15 protein-coding genes are annotated in these 23,077 nt (G+C 40.8%); 3 read left to right on the forward strand and 12 right to left on the reverse strand.

Features of this window, described 5'->3' with window-relative positions; translation table 11 throughout:
- Positions 1–20: 20 nt before the first annotated feature.
- The 8 genes from GWK08_RS06235 to GWK08_RS06270 all read right to left on the reverse strand — a co-directional run bounded on the left by GWK08_RS06235 (position 21) and on the right by GWK08_RS06270 (position 15,370).
- Positions 21–2,405: an ABC transporter permease gene (locus GWK08_RS06235; protein WP_163606032.1), complete on the reverse strand. Its 2,385-nt coding sequence runs from the start codon at positions 2,403–2,405 to the stop codon at positions 21–23.
- Positions 2,406–2,417: 12 nt separating this feature from the next.
- Positions 2,418–4,799, reverse strand: a complete 2,382-nt coding sequence (locus GWK08_RS06240; protein WP_163606033.1) for an ABC transporter permease — start codon at positions 4,797–4,799, stop codon at positions 2,418–2,420.
- 19 nt (positions 4,800–4,818) lie between these two features.
- Entirely contained in the window at positions 4,819–7,185 is a 2,367-nt protein-coding gene (locus GWK08_RS06245) for an ABC transporter permease (protein ID WP_163606034.1), read from the reverse strand.
- 26 nt (positions 7,186–7,211) lie between these two features.
- Entirely contained in the window at positions 7,212–9,521 is a 2,310-nt protein-coding gene (locus tag GWK08_RS06250) for an ABC transporter permease (RefSeq protein WP_163606035.1), read from the reverse strand.
- A 68-nt stretch (positions 9,522–9,589) separates the two neighbouring features.
- The gene (locus GWK08_RS06255) at positions 9,590–10,273 is read right to left on the reverse strand and encodes an ABC transporter ATP-binding protein (RefSeq protein ID WP_163606036.1); all 684 of its coding nucleotides are present in this window, start codon (positions 10,271–10,273) and stop codon (positions 9,590–9,592) included.
- Between the two features lie 56 nt (positions 10,274–10,329).
- Positions 10,330–12,744 carry an ABC transporter permease gene (locus GWK08_RS06260; protein ID WP_163606037.1) on the reverse strand — a complete coding sequence of 805 codons (2,415 nt, stop codon included), beginning with the start codon at positions 12,742–12,744 and terminating at the stop codon, positions 10,330–10,332.
- A gap of 24 nt (positions 12,745–12,768) precedes the next feature.
- Positions 12,769–14,022, reverse strand: coding sequence for an efflux RND transporter periplasmic adaptor subunit (locus GWK08_RS06265; protein ID WP_163606038.1), 1,254 nt, complete (start codon positions 14,020–14,022; stop codon positions 12,769–12,771).
- Between the two features lie 4 nt (positions 14,023–14,026).
- On the reverse strand, positions 14,027–15,370 hold the full coding sequence (locus GWK08_RS06270; RefSeq protein ID WP_163606039.1) for a TolC family protein: 1,344 nt from the start codon (positions 15,368–15,370) through the stop codon (positions 14,027–14,029).
- Between the two features lie 207 nt (positions 15,371–15,577).
- Between GWK08_RS06270 and GWK08_RS06275 the strand changes: the two genes are divergently transcribed.
- Both GWK08_RS06275 and GWK08_RS06280 read left to right on the forward strand, forming a co-directional pair.
- Positions 15,578–16,951 carry a sigma-54-dependent transcriptional regulator gene (locus GWK08_RS06275; protein ID WP_163606040.1) on the forward strand — a complete coding sequence of 458 codons (1,374 nt, stop codon included), beginning with the start codon at positions 15,578–15,580 and terminating at the stop codon, positions 16,949–16,951.
- The gene (locus GWK08_RS06280; protein ID WP_163606041.1) at positions 16,941–18,290 is read left to right on the forward strand and encodes a sensor histidine kinase; all 1,350 of its coding nucleotides are present in this window, start codon (positions 16,941–16,943) and stop codon (positions 18,288–18,290) included. Before GWK08_RS06275 ends, GWK08_RS06280 begins: the two co-directional genes overlap by 11 nt.
- A gap of 78 nt (positions 18,291–18,368) precedes the next feature.
- On the opposite strand, the gene GWK08_RS06285 is transcribed toward GWK08_RS06280, so the two are convergent.
- Positions 18,369–18,611, reverse strand: a complete 243-nt coding sequence (locus GWK08_RS06285) for a hypothetical protein (RefSeq protein ID WP_163606042.1) — start codon at positions 18,609–18,611, stop codon at positions 18,369–18,371.
- A 571-nt stretch (positions 18,612–19,182) separates the two neighbouring features.
- On the opposite strand from GWK08_RS06285, the gene GWK08_RS06290 reads away from it, so the two are divergent.
- Positions 19,183–20,061, forward strand: coding sequence for a LytTR family DNA-binding domain-containing protein (locus GWK08_RS06290; protein ID WP_163606043.1), 879 nt, complete (start codon positions 19,183–19,185; stop codon positions 20,059–20,061).
- Between the two features lie 22 nt (positions 20,062–20,083).
- Here the strand turns inward: GWK08_RS06290 and GWK08_RS06295 are convergent, their stop codons facing one another.
- The 3 genes from GWK08_RS06295 to GWK08_RS06305 form a co-directional block, all read right to left on the reverse strand.
- Positions 20,084–20,260, reverse strand: a complete 177-nt coding sequence (locus GWK08_RS06295; RefSeq protein ID WP_163606044.1) for a hypothetical protein — start codon at positions 20,258–20,260, stop codon at positions 20,084–20,086.
- A gap of 796 nt (positions 20,261–21,056) precedes the next feature.
- Entirely contained in the window at positions 21,057–21,944 is an 888-nt protein-coding gene (locus GWK08_RS06300) for a LytR/AlgR family response regulator transcription factor (protein ID WP_163606045.1), read from the reverse strand.
- A gap of 553 nt (positions 21,945–22,497) precedes the next feature.
- A complete protein-coding gene (locus tag GWK08_RS06305; protein WP_163606046.1) occupies positions 22,498–23,052 on the reverse strand; it encodes a hypothetical protein in 555 nt (184 codons plus the stop codon).
- Between the last annotated feature and the right edge of the window lie 25 nt (positions 23,053–23,077).

Genomic DNA, 23,077 nt, shown 5'->3' on the forward strand with positions numbered 1-23,077 from the left:
AGCTGTTTGTTTTTTGATGATTATTCTTCCCTGAGCGATTCGACCGGGTTTTTATAAGCTGCCCGTACAGCCTGTACACTCACCGTACACAAAGCCACCGCCAATGCGGTTACTCCGGCAAGGAGGAAATATCCGTAATGCAGGTTTATCCGGTATGCAAAACCCGATAACCAGTTGTTGATCAATATATATCCCAGGGGTAATCCGAAAAGAATGGAAACCGATATCAGCTTTGCAAACTCTCCCGAAAAAAGAACGGTGATTTGCTTGCTGCTCTGCCCAAGGGCCTTTCGGATCCCAATTTCCTTACGTCTTCTTTCGGCAGTAAACGCCGCCAGTCCAAAAAGACCCAGGCAGGAAATAAGTATGGCCATAGCGGCAAAGTAACCGGAAAGGGAAGAAACCCTGTTTTCTGCATTATACAGGGCCTGAAAATCTTCATCCAGGAACTTATAGTCAAAAACATAGCCCGGATTGAATTTGGAATAGGTGTTTTCAAGTTTTTGCAATACCTCTTTTTCTCTCCCGGCTTCTATTCTTGCCATAAAAACAAAAGATTGCTGTTCGGGGACTATTCTGAAGAACATGGGTTTTACCGTTTCCCTGAAAGACTGGAAGTGAAAATCCTTCATTACTCCGACAATTTTCCTTTTTTCGCCCCATAGATCGATGATCTTACCTACCGGATCTTTTAATCCCATACGCTTGATTGCGGTCTCGTTCAAAATAATAGCGGTCTGATCTGAAGCAAAATCCCTTGAAAAAGTCCTTCCTTCCTTTATTCCAACATTCAGGGTTTCCGTAAAGCCGTAATTTATCCCCATCTCATAAAAGCTGATATCCTGTCCGCTTGTTTTTCCCGGCCAGTTTAGCCCGTTGGTTTTATTGATTTCCGTACCTATAATGTTTTGTATACTACTACTCGCTTTTACAATCCCGGGAATAGCTTCCATTTCACGAATAAATGCCTCCACATTCCCTTCCAGTCCACCTTCTTTATTAAAATAAACAACATTGTCCTTATCCATTCCCTGGTTTTCCGATTGTATGAAGTCTATCTGTTTATGAACCACCAATACCGCCACTATCAGGACAATAGACAATGTAAACTGAAATACCACCAGGCCTTTTCTGACCCAGAGTTCGCTGAGGGAGCCTTTTAGTTTTCCTTTTAAGACCGCTACCGGATTAAAACGCGACAAATGCAGGGCAGGATAGCTTCCTGCAATCACACCTGTAAGTAAAACTACAGCAAGTATAAACCCGATCTGTTTCGGGTCAAAGCTTAAAGACAGGTTTTTTCCGGTGATGGAATTAAACTCAGGAACGAAAAGATACACCAGTATTAATGCTATAAAAAGAGCGAGGAATGACGTCAGGATCGACTCTCCGAAATGTTGTTTGATCAGTGTTCCCCTTCCAGAGCCTAATGCTTTTTTAATTCCGATCTCTTTCAGACGTCTGCTTGCATTGGCTGTGGAAAGATTCATAAAATTAATACAGGCGATAAGCAAAATAAACAATGCTATTGTTGAAAAGAGGTAGATATATTCGATCCTTCCTCCGGCTGTCTCTCCGTTCTCGAACTTTCCGTACAGATAATTGGAAGAATATTTTTTTACAAGCAGGTCTGCCTCCACCTTATCGCTTTGTTGTTTGGAGAACCCTTTTACCTTTGATGCAAATTGCTCAACATTTGTTCCTTCTCGAAGGACGATATAGGTTAAAGGAGCATTAAGGTCCCAGCCTATGGGTCTTCCGATATTGGCAGATACTTTCTTGAATGCCTCGAAGGGAAGTACAAAATCGAATTGCTGACTCGAATTGGAGGGGGTATCTTTAAACACCCCGCTTACCTGATGTTTTGCCTGGGTATTAAGTGCATTCCACTCCAGGGGTTTTCCGATCGCGTTTTCAGCCGAACCGTAGAGCTTTTGTGCAAGGGATTCGGAGATGACGATCGCATTGGCATCTTTTAGTACATCATTCTTATTTCCGTACAGCAATTCATAGGAAAACATTTTAAAGTAATCGGAGCCGGCAAAACTCCCCGGGGCCTTAAGGTTTTTTTCTCCCGTGAACAATGCCACTTCTCCCATCATCTCTGCAGAGATGACAGCAGCAGCCATTTTTACCTCAGCCAGTTTTTCGGCCATGGTCTCTGCAAGTAAGTCGGGAGTCCAGTGTGATACCGTAACTCCGTCAGGCCTCTCAAACCTGTTCCATACCTGGTACAACTCTTGATCGTTCTTGTGAAACTTATCGAAGCCCAATTCATCCATTACCCAGAGTGAGATCAATATCACACAGGCAAGACCGGTAGATAAACCGATAATATTGATAAGGAAAGTACTTTTATACTTTTTTATATTTCTCAGGAAAAGTAAAATATTATGTGTCAGCATGGTTTCTTTTTTTTATTCTTCTTTTAGCGATTCAACAGGGTTTTTGTACGCGGCATTGATTGCCTGGGTACTTACCGTAAACAGCGTGATCGCCAGGGTTATAATTCCTGCCATCAGAAAATATCCTAATTGCAGATCTATTCTGTATGCAAAGCCAGAGAGCCAGTTTTGAGCGAGCAAATACGCAATGGGTAGACCTATGGTAATGGAGATCACGACCAGTTTGGCGAACTCCTCCGATAAAAGCAGGGAGACCTGTGTACTGCTCTGCCCCAGCGCCTTCCTTATACCTATTTCCTTGCGGCGTCTTTCGGCGGTAAACGCTGCCAGACCAAATAATCCCAGACAGGAGATCACAATAGCCAAAGCGGCAAAGTATCTTGAAAGCGAAGAGACCCTGCTCTCTGCTTCGTAAAGCCTCTGGTACTCCTGATCCATAAAACGGAAATCGAAAGGGTATTTTTGATGGAATTTCTCGTATACTTCTCTGAGCCTGTCGATGGTTGCCTTTTCCATTCCGGCCTTGATCCTCACAATGGTGGTCCGTCCTCCGGGGTCAAACCTGAAAAAAACCGGTTTTATGTTTTGATGAAGGGAATTGTAATGAAAATCCTTAACTATTCCGACAATCTGCATCTGCTCCCCACCCCTCTTAATGTATTTACCAACGGGATCTTCATAAGCTATCATTCGGGCCGCAGCTTCATTGATAACCAGTTTTGACGCCTCGTCTCCGTACGTTCTCGAAAAAGTACGGCCCTGCTTCAACTCCATTCCCAGGGTTTCAATAAAGTCGTAATTGACCTGCGGACTTGGAAAAACTATTTCCTCATCCTGAAGCGTACTTCCTTCCCAGGAGTATCCCAGGTTCAGATTAACATCCTTTATAATATTCCCCCGGATACCGGATGCACCGGCAACGCCGGGTATCTTTCTCAGTTCGGAGAGAAAAACATCTATATCGTTCTCATCCAACTCACCTTGCCTCTCGAAAGAAATAAGGTTTTCCTGGTCGTAACCCAGGTTTTTGGTCTGTATAAGGTTGATTTGTTTCTGAATGATCAGGAATCCTGCAATAAAAATAGCGGACAGGCTAAGCTGAAAAACTACCAGTCCCTTTCTCACGAAAAGTTCATTTACAGAGGTCCTGAGTTTTCCTTTTAGCACTCTTGCCGGTTTAAAACCGGAGAGGTAAAAGGCCGGATAAATTCCGGAAACAAAGCCGGTGAGCAATACAATGGCAGCTATTGATAAAGCGCCTTCCGGGCCGATATTAAAAGACAACTGCTTCCCGGTAATTACATTGAACTGAGGAAGAACGAGCATCACCAGTAAAACGGCAAGTGCGCAGGAAAGAACAGCCATCAGAACAGATTCTCCCAGAAACTGAAAGATCAGTCCCCTTCTGTTCATCCCTATAGCTTTCTTGATCCCTATTTCCTTCGTTTTCCGCGATGCCTGAGCAGTCGATAAGGTCATAAAGTTGACAGATGCGATCAGCAATATGAACAGGGCCGTAACGGAAAAAAGCCGGATATAGTTTATCCTTCCTCCTGTCTGGACTCCGTTTTCATAATTTCCGCGAAGGTATTTTTGTGAATACTGCCTGACAAACAAGCTGCTTTTGGCCCTGGAGGTGTGTTTCGGCTTTAAAAAACCGTTAATCTTAGTATTGAAGTTTCCTATATCTGTACCTTCTTTCAGGACCAGATAAGTATAGGCATAATCACTGTTCCACTCTCTGGATCCGCGATTGTCATCCAGTAAGACATCGTAGTTCATTACAAAGTCAAAACGCACCGTCGAGTTAGGTGGAATATTCCCGAAAACACCGGAAACCTTAAACGTCTTTTTCAGTTTTTCACTCTCCCATTCCAGGTCTTTTCCGATTATATTTTCGGCAGTACCAAACAATTTGCGAGCCAGTTCTTCGGAGAGGACAATCCCGTTTACATCGTTCAGAACACTTTCCTTATCTCCATGAATCAACGGATAACTAAATACCCGGAAGTAATCGCCGGTAGCAAACATTCCCTGGGTATCTATAAAATTATCGGGGCCTGAAAGAATTCCTTTGGCCTGATTCTCCTGAAAAATGATATTCGTAGAAGTAACGTATTCTATCTCGGGGAACTCATTCAACAGGGTTTGCCCTAAAAGTGCCGGGCTATAATCGGTGGTAATAATTTCATCCGGACGCTCAAAATTCTGCATCACCTGGAAGAGGTGGTCATCCTTTTGGTGAAAGCCATCTACTTTTAATTCATCATTCACCCATAAATAAATGAGCAGCACACAGGCCAGTCCGGTAGACAAACCAATGATATTTATAAAAAAGCTGCTTTTGTTCTTTTTTATATTCCTGATGAAAAGTATTAGACTGTGCTTTAACATGGGTTGTGTTTTTAATTCTTTATTCTTCTCTCAGCGATTCTACAGGGTTCCTTGTAGCAGCTCTTACGGTCTGAGTACCTACCGTTAGTAATGCCACCAGAAGTGCAGTGACTCCTGCCACAATAAAATACCACAGTTTGATCTCAATTTTATAGGCAAAACCTGAGAGCCAGTCGCTGGTCAGGAAGTATGCCAGAGGCAGGCCGATAAATACGGCTACAATAACCAGTTTGGCAAATTCTCCCGAAAGCAGGATGCTCAATTGTGTACTTCCCTGCCCCAGGGCTTTGCGTATACCTATTTCCTTTTTTCTTCTCTCTGCGGTAAAGGCCGCCAGGGCAAAGAGTCCCAGGCACGAGATAATGATGGCCAGTCCGGCAAAATACCTCGATAAAACTGCAATTCTCTTCTCCGCCTTATACAGGCTCTGATAGTTTTCATCCAGAAAAGTATAGCTAAACAAGAATCCCGGATTGTAGGTCTGATAAAAATCGGTAATCGCTTTCAGGGTCTCTTCTTCTTTTCCCGCTTCCAGCTTTACCATTAGTTTGGTTAGTCTTTCCGGCCACATATTAATGATCATCGGGCTTATATTTTCATGAAAGGAAGAGAAATGAAAATCTTTGACCACCCCGATAATTTCCCTGGGTATCCCCCGAAAATTAACAACTTTACCCACCGGGTCTTCCAGCCCCATATAAGCAATGGCGGCCTCGTTAAAGATGGTCTTTGTGTTCTCGGAAGTAAATTCCTTTGAGAAGGTCCTTCCCTCCAGGAGTTCAATATCCAGCATTTCCAGCAGGTCGTAATAAACGATCATATGCTGAAACTCGGTTGCATCTCTGAGTTCTTTTCCCGGCCATTCTATCCCTCCGACTCCCCAGGGCTCATCTGCCAGTTTGGTTCTGCTGCTCGATGCGCTTACCACTCCCGGTATTTTTTCCAGTTCGGTTAAAAAGGTTTCCATGGAAGCAAAGTCCAAAGTCTTTCCTTCACGGTCAAAGTGAATGATCTGATCCTTGGTATAGCCCAGACTCTTACTTTGTATGAATTCTATCTGTTTATAAACGACCAGGACAGATACGATCAGAACAATAGAGATCGTGTATTGCGTAATTACCAGGCTTCTTCTTATCCATACCTCACTCCCGAATGTCTGGAGTTTTCCTTTTAAGATATCTACCGGGCTAAAGCCGGACAGGTATAAGGCCGGATAACTTCCGGATAATAAACCGGTAATCACGGTAATTCCCAAAAGCCAGAGAAGGGTACTGCTATTGTAGCTTAACATCAGTTCTTTTCCGGTGATCCGGTTAAACTCAGGAAGCAGCAAATGCACCAGTAAAAGGGAGACAAAAAGAGCGATAAAAGATACGGCCAGCGATTCTGTAAGATGCTGAACGATCAGCGATCTCCTGTGAGCTCCTGCTGCTTTTTTCACCCCGATCTCTTTAAGTCTTCGGGATGCCCTGGCAGTTGACAGGTTCATAAAATTGATGCAGGCAATGATCAGAATAAAAACAGATATGATGGAAAACAATTTTACATAGGTGATCCTTCCTCCGGTCTGTATTCCGTTCTCATATTTTCCATAGAGGTATTCTTCGGAATACTTTTTCAGGAATGGTTTGCGATGTCCCTGCCGGTAATCGGTTTGTTCTATTATAAAGTTCTCTATCTTTTTATTGAAGGCAGAAATATCGGTACCGGGTCTCATTTTAAAGTACACTACCGTAGAAACACTTCCCCATTCTCTTAAATAGCTATTGGCCGCTGCCAATTCTTCAAAGGAAAGTACAAAATCGAATTGCTGGGAGGACCGGTTCGGAATATCTTCAAAAACCCCCGAAACTGTCAGGGTCCTTCTATGCTGGAAATCCACGGCTTTACCCATAGCATTGCTTGCGGAACCAAAGAGGATCCTGGCAAGCTTTTCCGATATCATTATTCCGTTCTTTTCTTCCCAGACCTTATTTTTATTTCCTTCCAGCAAAGGGAAGGAGAAAATTTTAAAATAATCCTTGCTCACATAGCGCCCATCGGCTCTTATGACCTGATCCTCTGTAGAAAGTGTTGCATCATTCGGATATCTTCCTACCTGAACGGCCAGTTCTATTTCGGGCATGTGTTCTTTTAGCAATTCTCCTGCATGTCCGGATGTGGTTTCACCTACCTCAATGTAGCCCGGATATTCGGAAGTCTCCATCATGTGGTACAGATCGGCATCATTTTCGTGAAATTTATCTACGTTCAATTCATCATTTACCCATAGTGCGATCAGCAATACACAGGTCAATCCGCTCGCCAATCCGATGGTATTGATCAGAAAGGAGTTTTTGTGCTTCTTTATGTTCCTGAAGAAAAGTAAAAGGTTGTGATTTAACATGACTTTCGTTTTTTGATTGATGATTGTTATTCGGCTTTCAGCACATTTATCGGGTTTTCCGTTGCTGATTTCCAGCTTTGCCAGCTCACCGTTGTTAAGGCGATAAACAGCGTAATCATTCCTCCGAGTGCAAATACCCACCAGCTTAGAGAAGTTTTATAGGCAAAATTCTCAAGCCAGCTCGACATGGAGAAAAAGGAAATAGGAATGGACAGAAGGAAAGCCACGCCCACCCATTTTATAAAATCCCTGCTCAGGTGCAGCATATCTCCCGCCACCGAGGAACCGTGTACTCTCCGTACTCCGATCTCTTTTCTGCGCTGCTGCATATAAAAGGTAGCCATTCCCAGGATCCCTAAAGCGGAGATAAAAAGTGAGAGCACCGTAAAATATCCGATGATCCTCGCTGTTTTTTCTTCTTTTGAATACCATTCGTTAATGGTATCGTCAATAAAACCGTATTCAAAGGGAGTGTTATCTACCAGTCCTGCATACACAGCTTTTATTTTTTCCATGGCCGCACCCGGATCTGTTTTAGCGGTTTTTATCATGATCTCCCAGGGCTGTTCGTTTTCGCGGATCTCCCTGATAAAGGCCGGGCCAATATGTTCACTGAGTTGTCTGAAATTAAAATCGTTTACGGTTCCCAGCAAAGGGAGGTCTGCATCATACATTCTGAAGGTAGCGGCATCGGGAGCTACTTCCAGTTGTTTTACGGCTATCTCATTCAGGTAGATCCCGTTCCTGTCATAAGCCGTTCCTCTCGATCTGACCTTCAGGCCAAAAAGATCTATAAAGGAAGAGTCTACCGCAAACTCCTGAAAGCTTACCGGTTTTCCCTTATAATCAAAAGACTGATTATTACCTCCGTTGAGCGGGCTTCCGAGAACCAGGGAAACCTGTTCTATTTCCGGAAGCTGTAACAATGCACTCTTGATCGTTTGTTTCTTATCGGTCGAGCCTACATAATCCATCCAGATGATGTGATCTTTTTCAAATCCCAGCTCGGTATTCCTTAAAAAATGGGTTTGCTTGGCCACAAAGGCCGTACAGATGATCAGGGAAATGGTCACGGTATATTGGAAAGTAACCAGGAACTTGCCGTATCTGGCTTTGGTTTGTTTCTGAAAAGTTCCTTTCACCATCTCTATCGGTTTAAAATTGCTCATAAAGAGGGCAGGTACCAGTCCTGAGATCAATCCCACCAGGGTAAAAATGCCCAGAAGCCAGAGCACATTTTTCAGGCTTATCTTTTGGTTCAGTAAAAGCTCGGTATCGAGCAGGCGATTAAATACGGGTTCGGCCAGTTTTGCCAGGACCAATGAAAAAACAAGGGCTACCAGGCACAGAAAAACAGATTCGAGTGTAAAATGAGTAAGCAGTTTTCTTTTGGAGCTTCCCAGCAATTTCTTCACCGCCACTTCCTTGCCCCTGAAGCTTGCCTGGGCAATGGTCAGGTTTATATAGTTAATAATGGCCAGTAACAGAATAAGGAGTGCGATGACCGATAGTACAACAATTAATTTTTTGCTGTTGGTTTTGACTCCTTTCGCTTCTTTCTCACTAAAATAAACATCTTCTAAGGGAGTAAATTCCAGGGTCTTTGCATAACCGTCCGTATAGAGCCAGAAATCCTTTTTGAATTTTTCCAGGATCTGAGGCGCCTTGGATGGAAGATCGGTATTGGGTTTTGCCAGAAAATAAATATTCATGGAGCAGAAACCGTATTCGGTCATCAATCCCTTAAAACCCCAAAGGTCTTCGAAAGCTTTCATATTGATCAGGGCATCGGTCCTCTCAAAATGAGTTGCTTCGGGAAAATCCTTCATCACTCCCGTTACCAGGAATTTATTTTTATTGTCGATCAGTATTTCTTTTCCGACAGGGGAAGCAGATCCGAAAATCTTTAAGGCCAGGCTTTCGGAAAGTACTATGGAATTCCGGGCCTGGAGAACTTCTGCCGGCCTACCTTCAGACAGGGGATAGGAAAAGATCTCAAAAAAAGAGGCATCGACTCCAAAGAAATCAAACTTGAATTTCTGTCCGTCTACACGCGAAATATTTCCGGAATCATTCAGTAGCCTGGTAAAATCCTCGATCTCGGGAACCGTATTTTTAAGGTCGTCGGCTATCGGGGCCGAAAAGAAGGTATCTTCATTTTCGATCCGGTAAATTCTGTCTTTATTTAGCTGAAAATCGTTTACGGCCAGCTCGCTGTCAATGTAAACGCTTAGCAATACAACAAACATCAGTGCAATGGAAAACCCGAAAACCGTAATTCCGGTAAACAGCCTGTTCTTATTGAGAAATCGTAAAAACGTTTTAAAGTAATACATAGTTATTGTTTGTTGTTATTTGGTGTTTTTTATTCTGTTTTCAAGGCATCTATAGAACTTTAGATGGTTTACATAGTTCTGTTTATACTTTCGGTCACTACCTGACCATCAAAAAGGTTGACGATCCGGTGTGCAAAATTGGCATCGTGGTCTGAGTGTGTTACCATAATGATCGTTGCTCCCTCCTGGCTTAATTCGGTAAGGAGTTTCATTACTTCCGCCCCGTTTTTAGAATCCAGGTTTCCCGTCGGCTCATCTGCCAGAATAAGCTTGGGATTGGTAACAACAGCTCTGGCTATGGCTACCCGCTGTTGTTGTCCTCCGGATAATTGCTGAGGAAAATGTTTAGCCCTGTGCGCTATTTTCATACGCTCCAGAACGGCCATTACTTTTTCTTTTCGTTCGTTTTTGGGAACTTTTAAAAACAATAGCGGCAGTTCTACATTCTCAAAAACCGTCAGGGTGTCTATGAGGTTAAAATTCTGGAAGACAAAGCCCAGGTTCCCCTTGCGTATTTGTGTTCGCTGCCCTTCACTCAGATTGGCTACTTCATGACCGGCAAATACATAAGAGCCCGAATTGGGTTTGTCCAGAAGGCCCAGGATATTGAGTAAAGTTGATTTTCCGCATCCCGAAGGCCCCATGATAGCAACGAATTCATTCTCTTTTACCTCCAGATTAACACTATTCAATGCCAGGGTCTCTACTTCTTCTGTGCGAAAACTTTTTTTTAGGTCCTTGATCTGTATCATTTTAAGTCTTTTTTTAATTGATGATCTGTATTGGTTCTTGTTACAGTTATTCTTGATTATTCGGTTCTTAAACTTTTTACTGGATTAGCTATCGAAGCCTTGATTACCTGAAAACTTATGGTTGCCAGGGCTATTATTAATGCTACCAGGGCCGTTCCTGCAAACAACCACCAGCTTATATCAACCCGATATGCGAAATCCTGAAGCCATCTGTTTCCGAGATACCAGGAAACCGGGCCTGCCACCGCTACAGCGATGAGCACCAGCTTAATAAAATCTTTAGACAACAGGCTGGTGATCTCCAATACGGAAGATCCCAACACTCTTCGGATACCGACTTCTTTACGTCTTTGTTCGGTAGTGAACGAGGCCAGTCCCAACAGTCCTAAACAGGCAATAAAAATGGCGATAAGGGTAAAACTGATGATGATATCGGAAGTACGTTGTTCCTTTTCGTAATTCATCTGGAAATCCTGATCCAGAAAAGAGTATTGCAAAGGTGTTTCGGGGTTCACATTTTTCCAGACCGTATTAATATCGGCAACCGCATTCTCAAAATCGTCTTCTTTTATATTCAGGATAAAATAGCTGGGTTGTCCTCCCGAAAATTTGGTTAGGGCATATGGTGAAATGGTCTGGTGCAGGCTTTTAAAATTAAAATCCCTGATCACACCAACGATCTCAGAATAAAGGCGCTCCTCTCCGTTTTCGTAATAGATCTTTTTTCCTACCGCATTTTCCGGTTCATAACCAAACTGTTTTACTGCGGTTTCGTTTAAAACAATCGCGTCCTGATCGGCATCCGGATTAGGGGACAGCGGCCGGCCATATAATAATTCATAACCTAAAGTCTCAATATAATCTTCATATACCTGTGCAAAATACACCAGTACTTTATCTTCCATGCTTTTGCCTTCGGAATAGAAAAACATGTCCTGTACCAGGTCGAATCCCGGGTAGGTAGAACCTGCCGATACCGAAGTTATCGAAGGATTCTTAAGAACTTCATTCTTAAAGGCACTGTAATTATCTACAACCTCCGGATTTCTAAGCTGGAGGATCATTTGTTGTTCTTTTTTAAATCCGAGATCACGGTTCTCAATAAAATCGAGTTGACGCACCATGATCACTGTCATCAGGATAAGGCAAACCGAAGTAGCAAACTGAAAGACCACCAGGCCTTTACGGATAAATTTTGCAGAAAAGTTATTGGTAAGTGCTCCTTTTATAACCGTTGTGATCTTAAAAGATGAAAGGTAAAAAGCCGGATACAGACCTGAGATCAGGCCGGTAAGCATCGTCAGTCCGATCATCCAGAAAATCAGCACCGGGTACTGCAGGAAATCCAGTTCTTTTTGCGCAAAAGCATTAAATACCGGCAGAAGAAGATAAATAAGCAGTATTGCCAGGAGTAAAGCAAGAAAAGCAATGATCATAGATTCTCCCAGGTACTGAAAGATGAGTGAGCGTTTGCGGGCTCCCATTACCTTCTGAACTCCCACTTCCCTGGCCCGTTTTTCGGAACTGGCCGTAGAAAGGTTCATAAAATTAATGCATGCTATCAGAAGTAAAAATGCTGCAATAGACCCGAAAATATACAGGTAAGTCGTCCCTCCTGAGGAGGAGATCTCATTTCCGATATTAGATTTCAGGTAAATATCTTTAAGCGGTTGTATAAAAAGTTCTTTGGAAATATTGACCGCCTGAAAATCTGCGGAAGCATTCTTTTCCAGGAAAGCCGGAAGCTTTTGTTCAAAAGCAAGCGGGTCACTCCCCTCTTTAAGTTTTACATAGGTGTAAAAAATATTGTTGTTATTCCAATTGGTCTGACCGTCTACCCATTGCCCCAGGTCATCATTCCTCATAGAGAGGAAGAAATTAGCATCGATATGCGATTTATTACCGGCCTGCTTAAAAACCCCTTTTACGGTATAATCAAAACTCCCGTATGGTATTTCAATGGTGATAAGCTTATCTACCGGATCTTCTTCGCCGAACATCTTTTGTGCTACAGCATCTGAAATTACCATGGTATTCGGCTGGCTCAGGGCCGTATTCTTATCGCCATATTTAAAATCGTAACTAAAGATCCTGAAAAAGGTAGAATCTACATAGTAACCGTTGGTCTCGTAAAACTTTCTGTCGGTCTTTGTGTTTTTGAGCAGAAATTTATCGGTGGTCGGGAAATTCAGAAGTCTGGTCGTTTCTTCCACTTCGGCCATATCCGACATAAGCCCCTGTGACAAGGGAGCCGGTCCAGCAGCCCATTTTTCACCATTTACCTCAAGGGCAATCCTGTAAATACGGTTAACATCCGTATGGTGTTTGTCATAGGTTGTTTCATTAAAAACATACAACATCAGCAGAAAACAGGTGGCAAGCCCGACTGCCAATCCGAAGATATTGATAAAGGAAAAGAATTTGTTCTTTATCAGGTTTCTCCAGGCGATTTTAAAATAATTCTTGATCATTTTGTTGTGTTTTAAATCCTCTTTCTATTCTTTAAGCACAATTTTCTCAGCATTTCCAAAGGAATCATAGCTGGAAGTAATGACCCGTTCTCCTTGTTGCAAACCTTCCAGTACCTCGTAGTATTGAGAATTCTGTTTTCCGATCTGCACATTGCGTTTATAGGCAGCTGTTCCCTCTCCGTCCAGCACGAAAATATACTGCCCTCCGGTACTTGTATAAAAACCTCCTCTCGGAACCAGCAGGGCATCGTTGGATTCTCCCAACTGCAATTTAATATTATAGCTCTGTCCGGCCCGGATGGTTTCGGGTTTTTTATCGGTAAATACCAGATCTACCTTAAACTTTCCATTGCGAACCTCCGGATATACTTTCCTCAGACGCAGGATATATTCTGTATTATTCCGTTCCAGGATGGCACTCAGGTCGCGCCTTACCCTGTCTATATAATGTTCATCGATCTCAGCTTCGATCTTAAAATCGGTAAGTACGTTTACCTGCCCGATTCGCTGTCCCTGAGCTATACTTTGTCCGATCTCCGCATCCAGGAAACCCAATTGTCCGTCGGCCGGAGCGCGAACATTTAAATGATCGATACGCTCATAAACCATAGAAAGGGTCTTTCTCATTCTTGCCAGATCCGAATCCAGTTCGTTGAGTGTCGTATTTCTCAGTTTTTCATCCTGTTGTGTCTGCAATTTAATGATCTCGTGTTGTTTTTGAGACAATTCGTAATTCTCTTTGGAGGTCAGGTATTCTTCCCTGGCGATCAGTTCTTCCTCATAAAGCGACTTGTTCTGCTCATAGGTACGTTTTAATTTCAGAAGTTCGTAATCGGCTTTTACCAGATCTTTCCTTCCTTCTATCTGCCTGGCATCGAAATTTATTTTGGTGGTCCTCAGGTCGTTTTGCTTCAGTGCGAGGTTATTTTCGCTGGCAAGGATCTGTTCGTATAAACTGCGATTCTCCAGTTTCAGGATGATATCACCTTTTTTAACCATCGCTCCTTCTTCTATCTGCTTCTCTACGACTCTTCCGCCTTCATAGGCATCCATATAAATAGTTGCAATGGGGGCCACGGATCCGTTTATGGTGATATAATCATCAAATTTTCCGTGGGTAACCTCAGCTATGGTAAGCTTGTTCTTTTCCGTTCGGAAAACCGATCCTGCTTCAGACGAGATCAGCTTCCAACCGATAAACAATGCAAACAGGCCTCCTATAATGTATCCTATATGCTTTTTGTTTAACCCTTTTTTCTTTTCGATCTGTATGTCCATTGTACTATTCTGTTTTATCTATATTAAATACCGGTAATCCCATATAAAAATCCAAAGTCATTCGCTGTACCTTCACTTTTAATTTTAACTGAAGATTCTCATTCTGTGCTTTGGCATAAAGGTTTTTTGACTGAAATAATTCTACTGCGCTGATCAATCCCTTATCGTATTTCTTCTGGGCGATCCTGAAAGCGAGAAGATTGGATGCTTCACTCTGTTTTGTCTGTTCATACTCATTTAAGGAAGCCTCGTAGTTTTGCACCAGCTCCCGGAGAAGCTGATTGAGCTCCTGCTTTCTGATCTCCAGGGTATTGGATGCCCTCAGTAAGGCGATCTTCTGCTGTTTTACCCTGGATCTTGAGCTCCAGCGCTGACTGATAGGGATCCTCAGCGTAAAACCTATTGACTGAGAAGCGTTATCCTTTAACTGTGTACGAAAGGGAATAATTTCTCCGGATTCATCTACATTGGTTTCAAAAAAATCAGTTCCATAACCGGCAGACATACTAAGAGAAGGATATAAGTTACCCCTTGCTACAGCTATATCTTTTTTGGCTGCCTTAACCCTCAATTCCTGTCCCTTTATGATCGGAATAAAAGAAAGTGCTTTTTGATAGATCGAATCTTTGTCGACCCGAGCATTCTTTTCTTCCTCAAATATATCTGCCGATGTATTGATACTGATGCTACTTGTATTTTCCAGATTCATTTCCTGGATCAGTTTAAGGCGAGCTGCCTGTAAACTATTCCTGCTCTGGGTGAGGTTTAATTTGTCCGCTATAAGAACAGATTCTGCTTCATACAGATCGGTTCCCGCCTTGGTGCCTATTTCTATTTGTTTTTTTACCAGCTCATAATTCTTCTGAGAGATCTCTGCCTGCTCTTTGGATATCTCCTCCAGTCCTTCAAAGAACTGTACATCATAAAAGGCAGTCATGACACGAAAAGCCAGTAAGTATTTTTCATGAAGTGTTTCCTCCTGGGCCGCCTTGTACAGGAACTTCGCCGACGCGATACTGTTCAGTTTCTGAAAACCCTGGAACAAATCGATGCTCGCATTAAGAGAGTAACTGTTTGAGAAGAAATCGGTGCTGACAATCTCATTGGTATTGGGATCTACAGATCGTCCGTACCGAATTGTATAATTGGAACTTCCGGATAGCGACGGCAGCAATTCTCTGAATGACTGCCGGTAATTTTCCCTGTTGGATTCCTTATTGTAGTTCAGATCATTTAGCTGAAGATTGTGCTCCAGCGCATAACTTATACACTCGTCTAAAGACCAGCTTTGCTGCGCTAAAGCACCGATACAAACGAAAAGACACTGAAAGATTAATAACTTTTTCAACCTTGTTTATTTAATGTTGTGCCAGATCTATGTCTAATTGCATGCCATGAATGTAATGAATTGATTATCAGGAAAATAAAATCATTTTAAAATCAAATGACAAAAAATTGTGTAAAATAAATGGACAAGAAGTGTCAAATATTTTGACAGTTTTTAGAAACTGATGGATACAATTGCTAGCTTTAGAAAAAATTCACGATCACAAAGATGGTTGACGGAAGTATTCTTATAATAGACGATAACAAAAGTATCCTCAGTGCCCTGGAGATCCTTCTTCAGTTTGAGTACAAAACGGTTAAGACGATCAATAATCCAAATCAGATCTCTTCATATCCCGATCTGGGAGATATTGATATCGTATTGCTGGACATGAACTTTTCTGCCGGGGTAAATACGGGAAATGAAGGTTTGTTCTGGCTGAAAGAGATCAAAAAGAAAGCCCCGGAAACTTCTGTGATCATGATGACGGCATACGGAGCGGTTGAACTGGCAGTAAAAGCACTAAAGGAAGGGGCGGCAGATTTTGTCCTTAAGCCCTGGAAGAATGAGAAACTCCTTACCACCATCCGTTCTGCATATCTCCTCAGGAAATCAAAAAAGGAGATCAAAAACCTCAAGCAAAAGGAGCAGCATTTAAAACAGGTACTCAATCAGGATAAAAATTATATTGTAGGGACTTCCAAAGCCATAAACTCTGTACTCAAACTAACTCATAAGGTGGCAAAAACCGATGTAAGTGTTTTGATTACCGGAGAAAACGGTACCGGAAAGGAACTTATAGCCCGGGAACTACACCGGAGTTCGGCCCGGAAAAATGAGGTCTTTATCGGGGTTGATATGGGTTCTATTTCGGAGAGTCTTTTTGAGAGTGAGCTTTTCGGGCATGTTAAGGGTGCCTTTACAGATGCAAAGGAAGATCGTATCGGGAAATTCGAAGCGGCAAACAGCGGAACCCTTTTCCTGGATGAGATAGGTAACCTCTCCATGCCTATGCAGGCCAAACTCTTATCGGCAATACAGAACAAAGTGATCGTCAGGGTAGGTTCTAATAAAGAAGTTCCGGTAGATATCCGTCTGGTATGTGCTACCAATAACGATCTTTTTCAGATGGTAAAAGACGGGCTGTTCAGGGAAGACCTGCTCTATCGTCTGAACACTATACATATTAAGATCCCTCCCCTTCGGGAGCGGGATCAGGATATTCTGGTCCTTGCTGATTTCTTTCTGAAAAAATTCGCTTCCAAGTACGGCAAGCCTCAGATGGATATGATGCAAACAGCAAAGGAAAAACTGATGTCCTATCCCTGGCCGGGAAATATCAGGGAATTACAGCATGCCCTGGAAAGGGCTGTGATCCTGGCAGAAGGAAATAGCCTTAAACCGGATGATCTGCTACTACAGGCAAGCCCCTCCATGAAAGGCGAGCAATTATCGGTTACCCTGGAAGAAATGGAACACCTTATGATCACCAATGCTTTAAATGAACATAACGGGAATTTCAGCGCGGCAGCCGAGCAATTGGGAATATCAAGGCAGACTTTGTACAACAAACTGAAAAAAATGAATCCCGATGGCCAGTAGACATTTTTATTTTCAGCTGATCTTCAGAGTAATTGGTATAAGTCTTACTACTTTCTTTATTGCTTATACCCTTCTGGATTCTTTGTTTTACCATGCCGGTGTTCTTATCTTTTTTTTAGTACTGCAAGTCGTTTGGCTTATAAAATTCCTCAACCATACCAACCGGAAGATCGCCCATTTCTTCGAATTTATACGCAATGAAGATTATAGTTTACGTTTTTCGGAGGATGTGGACCTTCCTTCGCTGCAGCATCTTCACAAAAACCTCAACAAGGCAAATACTCTTATCAGGGACATGCAGATACAGAGCAAAACACAGGAAAAATATTATCAGGAGATCCTGAAACGTGCCGATATCGGTATCCTGACCATCAATAAAAAGGGACATGTCCTTTACGCCAATCCCACTTCCAGAACATTGCTTAACAGCAGGCAACTAAACCATATCCGTCAACTTGAAAAGGTAGATACACGGCTTTTTCAGTTGTTTTCAGACCTGAAACCTTTTGAACGCAAGGTATTCCAGCTAACCAATGAAAGGGAAACCATTTCTTTAGCATTAAAATCGACTGAAATTGTCTCTGGAACCGAGGCTCTAACCCTGATCACCGTGCAGGATATCAATAGCGAGCTTGATGAAAAAGAAACGGATTCGTGGATAAAGCTCATCCGGGTACTTACTCATGAGATCATGAATACGGTAGCTCCGATCACTTCTATTTCCGAGTCCATTCTCAACTATTATAAAAGTGATGACAGCTTGCTGAAGCCGGAGCAGATAGATGAAAATCATATCCGAAATACGGTAAAAGGACTGGAAGTCATAAAAGAACAGGGAGGCGATCTGATGAGCTTTGTACAATCCTACCGGAGTTTCCTCAATGTTCCCGTTCCGGACAAAAAAATAATAAAGCTGCAAGAGCTGACCGAAAAAGTAAAGGTATTACTTAGCCGGGAGATCGAGGTTCACAGTGTTTCCTTCGACCTGGTAGCCAATGAAGACGATCTCGAGGTCTTTGCAGATGAAAAACAGATTACTCAGGTACTGATCAACCTGGCGAAAAATGCTGTTCAGTCATTCGACGGGCAGGAAGACAGAAAAGTACAGCTGATCTACGGGATCGATCAGGACAAGAAAAAATATATTGAGGTCAGAGACAATGGGCCGGGTATTCCGGAAGATATAATCGATCAGATATTTGTTCCCTTTTTTACTACCAAAGATACGGGTACCGGTATCGGCCTGAGCCTCTCCAAACAAATTATGCAGCTTCACGGTGGTACTTTAAAAGTCCGTTCCGCTCTGAATGAAGGCACTTCTTTTTTAATGGTATTCTGAATTTTTCAGGCTAGTTATCCGTTTTGATTTGCTTTCGGGGAGTATTGTTCGGATATGGAACTTATAAAAAGAGTCGCTCTAGGCGACTCTTTTTTCGTTGTCATTATCGTTATGATCCGGATTTGTTAAACAGTCCGATCGGCTGCCATCCTTGTCTTTTCGTTTATACTTCTTAAGTTTCGCCTGCATGTTTTTAAACCAGGTATGATCCTTAATCAAACGAAAGATCAAAAGAACCAGAAAAACAGCTATAAATCCCATTAGAAAATAGAGAACCTTAAGGCTGGGCAATTGATCTATTTGTTCAAAAATCTCCATCATAACTCCTATCGACTTTTACATCCGTAGCAAAGTTCGACCAAAAAAAGCTTGCTTTTTAATATGTTTCACGTAATTAAATTTATTTACATGAAATGAATAATAACATATTGATTATTAAATTATTAGAAATCAAAGAGTGTTTTCCTGTTTCATGAATTAAGAAGAAAAAATTGCTGGTATTATCTTAAAAGCCCCATGGAAGTATTAATTAAAGCCCGGAAGTTGTCTTTTGTTCTTAATTTCCGGATGGAAAGGGTGTTTTTAGTGGTTTTTATAGGCTTTATAAAAAGTAATTTAAAACGAATGCCTGTAAAACAGTTTTGTAAACAATGAATTAGCTGCGAAAAGACATGTCATAAAAGCTTTTCCCCTTATAAAAACTAATAGCTCCCTCTTTCACTTGTCATGCGCTTTTTTTCACATAGGCAAATACAACCAACTGATTGCAAGTGTTTTAAAAACAAAATGTTCGATTAAATTTTCACGAAAATTTTGAGTTTTTCATGAAAAATTCTACTGATTTTGTGATTTGATTCTTTGGTACTGAAAATATTTATATTGCATCAAAAACATGTTAAAATTTGCCCGGAAAATAGCTTCATACCTCAAAAAAGAGTGTATTCCCAACCAGTTGAATGTCAACACATGGAAGGCAAATAAATTCATTTTCGTTTTTACCTATATCGTACTGTTTTTATTAAAACCCTATGAGCTGGTTTCCTTACCTATGGAACAATTGCATATTTATATAGCTATTTACAGCATTATCTATTGTATCGCCTACAGCTTGTCCATCATTATTTTTATGCCCTTCAACACTTCATTAAAATGGACCAAATTCAAAGAGTTTGGTACCGCTATCATCTTTATCCTTATTTCCTGGTTGTTAATTCTCGGGGTTTCCTTATACTTCCACGAAGTATTTTATCCGGAGAATGAAAATGTCCTCAATCTGCTGATAACCAAAAAGAACACCCTTAGTTCTTTTCTTTTTACCATTGGCCTGGGAAGTTTAATTCTGGTCATGCTCTACTTTCTGAATCTGAATACCAAGCTTCACATATACAACAAACAGTATAAAAGCAAAAGCAATGAAAAAATAACCATCATCGGGAAAAACAAGAACGAGTACCTGGAGCTATTCAGCGGGACCTTTATATATGCCAAGAGTGAAGGTCATTATGTGAAAATATATTATTTCAACGCTTTCCGACAGGTGCGGCATTATCTGATGAGAAACACGATGAAAGAGCTGGAGAAATTTACCGAACACTGCAATAGTATTTATAAATGCCATAAGTCCTATTTAGTCAATCTCAGCTATATAAAATCCCTGTTGGAAACATCCAATAAAGCTTATATCTATATGCTTGACTTTAAACATAAAATACCCGTATCTAAGGATAAGATCGCTGAATTAAAAGGAATACAAAAACTTGCCGGAAAATAAAATATACTTCAGGGATCTTTGATCAGGTCTCAATCGTGATGTTAATTTTTATTTCCTCACCCATCTGAACCGGGGCTTCCACCTTATTTATCATATACTCTTTCACTCTTTCAAAATCCTCATAAACTATGATTCCCTGCTGAGTGTTGATAATAAAGCCGTTTTCAACTTTTCTCAAATAGAATTGATATTTTGACATAATAGCACATTCACATTAAGACAGACTATCGGGAGTATTTTATAGTTTTTAATAAAAGTTTATTCCCCGCCAGTCTTAAATGTACTCAGTAAAACACCTGGAAAAAATTTATTTCACGAATACTTATTTATTTTCACGTAATCATTTTTAACCTTCTCGAAAACAGTTCTTTAAATATTTCGTGAGATTATTTTTTTTCACTTCTCAAAACAAACACTATAAAGATCTTGTCTTTTTCAACAGCTTTTCTCCGGTACAATTCCGGAAATATTAGTTTTTAATTACGTAATTAATACATTTTTTCATGAAGTTTTATACTCATCATTTATTGCTAAGCAACTGATAAGCAATAATCTATATTATTTTCGTGAAAAAAAATTTCTGCTCGTGACAAACTCCCCAAGTGTGTTGTTATAGTTCCTAGTTTTAAGCAGAAAATCAGTTACTAATTAAAGATCGTATTCAATATGAAAAAGGAAGACAACAGGAGTTTGACGCTCTTTTTAAAAGCTCTTATTTTTCTTCTACTTGCTTTCCTGGGCTTTGTGTTTATAATGGCCCTGATAGCATTAATAAATTTGATCTATTAAAGTTTATGTTTTCAATAAGCTCTCTGAGTACCAAAAGAATGGAGCGGACGATAATAGAAGTTATTAAATTAGGGTTAGAGTTATACTTTAAGAAAACAATTTGTTTGTTTTTTACTAATCGCCCGTTTCAGCCTTCCAAATCTGTGCCTGTTCATCAGGCGCAGGTTACGGAAGGTAGTAGTACTTATTTACAGAGATATCATTAATTAGAAAACAGATATATGATTCTTTCTGTATTCTTTAATTTCCTGAACCTTTTCTTTTGAAACCGGGATCTTACCCTTAAAATCCCTTAAGTAGATATACGGCCTGTTAGGGTTTTCAATAACCGATTTCACACAGTCCATATTTATAAGATATGATTTATGGCACTTGCAGATATTTGAACTTTGCCTGGTTAACTTTTCCAGTTCCTTTAAACTGTTCCGCATCAAATAGTGACGAGTTTGCCTAAAAGCATTGTAGTAGTATATTTTTACATAATGCCCCTCGCTTTTGGCCAGGATAAAAGTATCATTGCAAAGTTCGAGTTGCTCGTTTTTATTCTTTCCCCTGATACTGATTTTTTCGGTATTGACCTCCATGTTCTCCCCCGGGATTTTGCGTTTGCCCAGATTGTACTCGCCCACAAAGAACAGCATAACTAAAATCAAACTTCCCAATCCCATGGTTGAAAAGAGGACACATACCAGGCATTTTTGGGCAATGACCTCAATCACCTGAGCCCGGTCCACTGTAAAAAAGATGGTATCATCATAGAGCATAAATCCCAGAATGAGTAACCAGGCAATCATAATAAATACTATTGCCGCACATAATTCTTTGAATTTTGTCCACTTAACAGAAATATTAAAAGGCATAAAGATAATTGCCGAAAGACTATAGGCTATGCAATAAATCAAGCTATAAATAGTGATGTGTATCATTTGCTGCCCGATACTCAGTGTGTCCAGGCTATACGGTTTGAGGAGGAACAGAATCAGGTAGGCAAACAGAAAAATAAGCCTGTTAGCCTTCCAGGTATTGAAGTCCAGCTCATTGCGTTCATTTTCCTTTCCGAGAAAGGAGATCGTATTTTTCAAAGGTGTTTTCATTATAATTTTAAAAGGAAGAATTAAAAACAACTTTATATGTCTAAACAGAATAAAATTTTTAAGAATCATAGCCACATAAATATCAATTATTTGATTGCTTTCTACGTAATTAAAGAACTCCGTTCTATAAGTAATTCACGTAAACAAAAACTATTTGAGGCTTGTAAAATACCGGTAGATTAATGTTTTAGTTTTTCCGAAACAGGAATAAAAAGATCTCCTGCCTGCGATACTGTTAAAGAATAAATTTCATATGTAATGTTACGGCAACCGCCAGTAAAAAAAGAACTGAAGCGGTTAAGAGAAGAATAAAGTTATTCTCTTTCGGGGGTCTACATGATTTCATGATCATACATTTTAGATCTGCATTTTACACAAGAAGCATAGAGCATATTTTCTCCATAAACAGATCGATTAATTTATATGCTAATTTTCTAAATTATTCTCTCAAATACAATACGTATTTACGCGTAGATTGATCATGATAATGAGGATATTAGGGTGTTTTTAGGGGTAAAATTGAGATATTTCCGAAAATGCTATTCATTCCTAGCTAAAATCTTTCTTTTTTAAAGTTTTTCCCTGTCTTGAACCGTATCATCAGGTTCAGGTACACAGAAAAAATAAACTTTTTATCATTGTACAAAACACCGAGGTCTGTTCGTCTTTCCAGGTTTAGTAATAATGAAAGTCCGCTGAAGCTGTTAAAATAATATCTTATATCCGTATTGAATCCGTAGGAGAGAAAGCCAAAATTATGATCTTTGATGATCAGCCCCCCTTCTATTCCCGGAGCTATTTCCATATCTGTTTTTTTAAACGGTTTTATCGTACGCCCGAAACCGAGGCCCCAATTCTGATAACCGATTGCCTCAAAACTCTCAAATAAGGCGGTTGCTTCAAATTTTCTGTCCTGAAAAAAAACCCGGATGAGCAAATTCAGATCCGGGTCGTTTACATCACTTCCAAATAGAGCGTTTTTAGGATCCAATCCCAAACTGACCACCTGACTGGATAATGTTACTGTGCTGAAAGAATATAGCAGGATAATCAGCAGGGGTGGTATCCTGAAACAGCTTTTTCGAAAAAGTGATTTTTTTATAAGCATCCCTGTTTTTGAGGAGTTGAGATTT

Origin of the sequence: Leptobacterium flavescens, from assembly GCF_010671605.1 — a bacterium.
In the GTDB taxonomy this organism is placed as follows: domain Bacteria; phylum Bacteroidota; class Bacteroidia; order Flavobacteriales; family Flavobacteriaceae; genus Leptobacterium; species Leptobacterium flavescens.

Coding starts and splice junctions, on each gene's coding strand:
- GWK08_RS06235 (WP_163606032.1), bottom strand. CDS start 2,405: ATGCTGACACATAATATTTTACTTTTCCTGAGAAATATAAAAAAGTAT.
- GWK08_RS06240 (WP_163606033.1), bottom strand. CDS start 4,799: ATGTTAAAGCACAGTCTAATACTTTTCATCAGGAATATAAAAAAGAAC.
- GWK08_RS06245 (WP_163606034.1), bottom strand. CDS start 7,185: ATGTTAAATCACAACCTTTTACTTTTCTTCAGGAACATAAAGAAGCAC.
- GWK08_RS06250 (WP_163606035.1), bottom strand. CDS start 9,521: ATGTATTACTTTAAAACGTTTTTACGATTTCTCAATAAGAACAGGCTG.
- GWK08_RS06255 (WP_163606036.1), bottom strand. CDS start 10,273: ATGATACAGATCAAGGACCTAAAAAAAAGTTTTCGCACAGAAGAAGTA.
- GWK08_RS06260 (WP_163606037.1), bottom strand. CDS start 12,744: ATGATCAAGAATTATTTTAAAATCGCCTGGAGAAACCTGATAAAGAAC.
- GWK08_RS06265 (WP_163606038.1), bottom strand. CDS start 14,022: ATGGACATACAGATCGAAAAGAAAAAAGGGTTAAACAAAAAGCATATA.
- GWK08_RS06275 (WP_163606040.1), top strand. CDS start 15,578: ATGGTTGACGGAAGTATTCTTATAATAGACGATAACAAAAGTATCCTC.
- GWK08_RS06280 (WP_163606041.1), top strand. CDS start 16,941: ATGGCCAGTAGACATTTTTATTTTCAGCTGATCTTCAGAGTAATTGGT.
- GWK08_RS06285 (WP_163606042.1), bottom strand. CDS start 18,611: ATGATGGAGATTTTTGAACAAATAGATCAATTGCCCAGCCTTAAGGTT.
- GWK08_RS06290 (WP_163606043.1), top strand. CDS start 19,183: ATGTTAAAATTTGCCCGGAAAATAGCTTCATACCTCAAAAAAGAGTGT.
- GWK08_RS06295 (WP_163606044.1), bottom strand. CDS start 20,260: ATGTCAAAATATCAATTCTATTTGAGAAAAGTTGAAAACGGCTTTATT.
- GWK08_RS06300 (WP_163606045.1), bottom strand. CDS start 21,944: ATGAAAACACCTTTGAAAAATACGATCTCCTTTCTCGGAAAGGAAAAT.
- GWK08_RS06305 (WP_163606046.1), bottom strand. CDS start 23,052: ATGCTTATAAAAAAATCACTTTTTCGAAAAAGCTGTTTCAGGATACCA.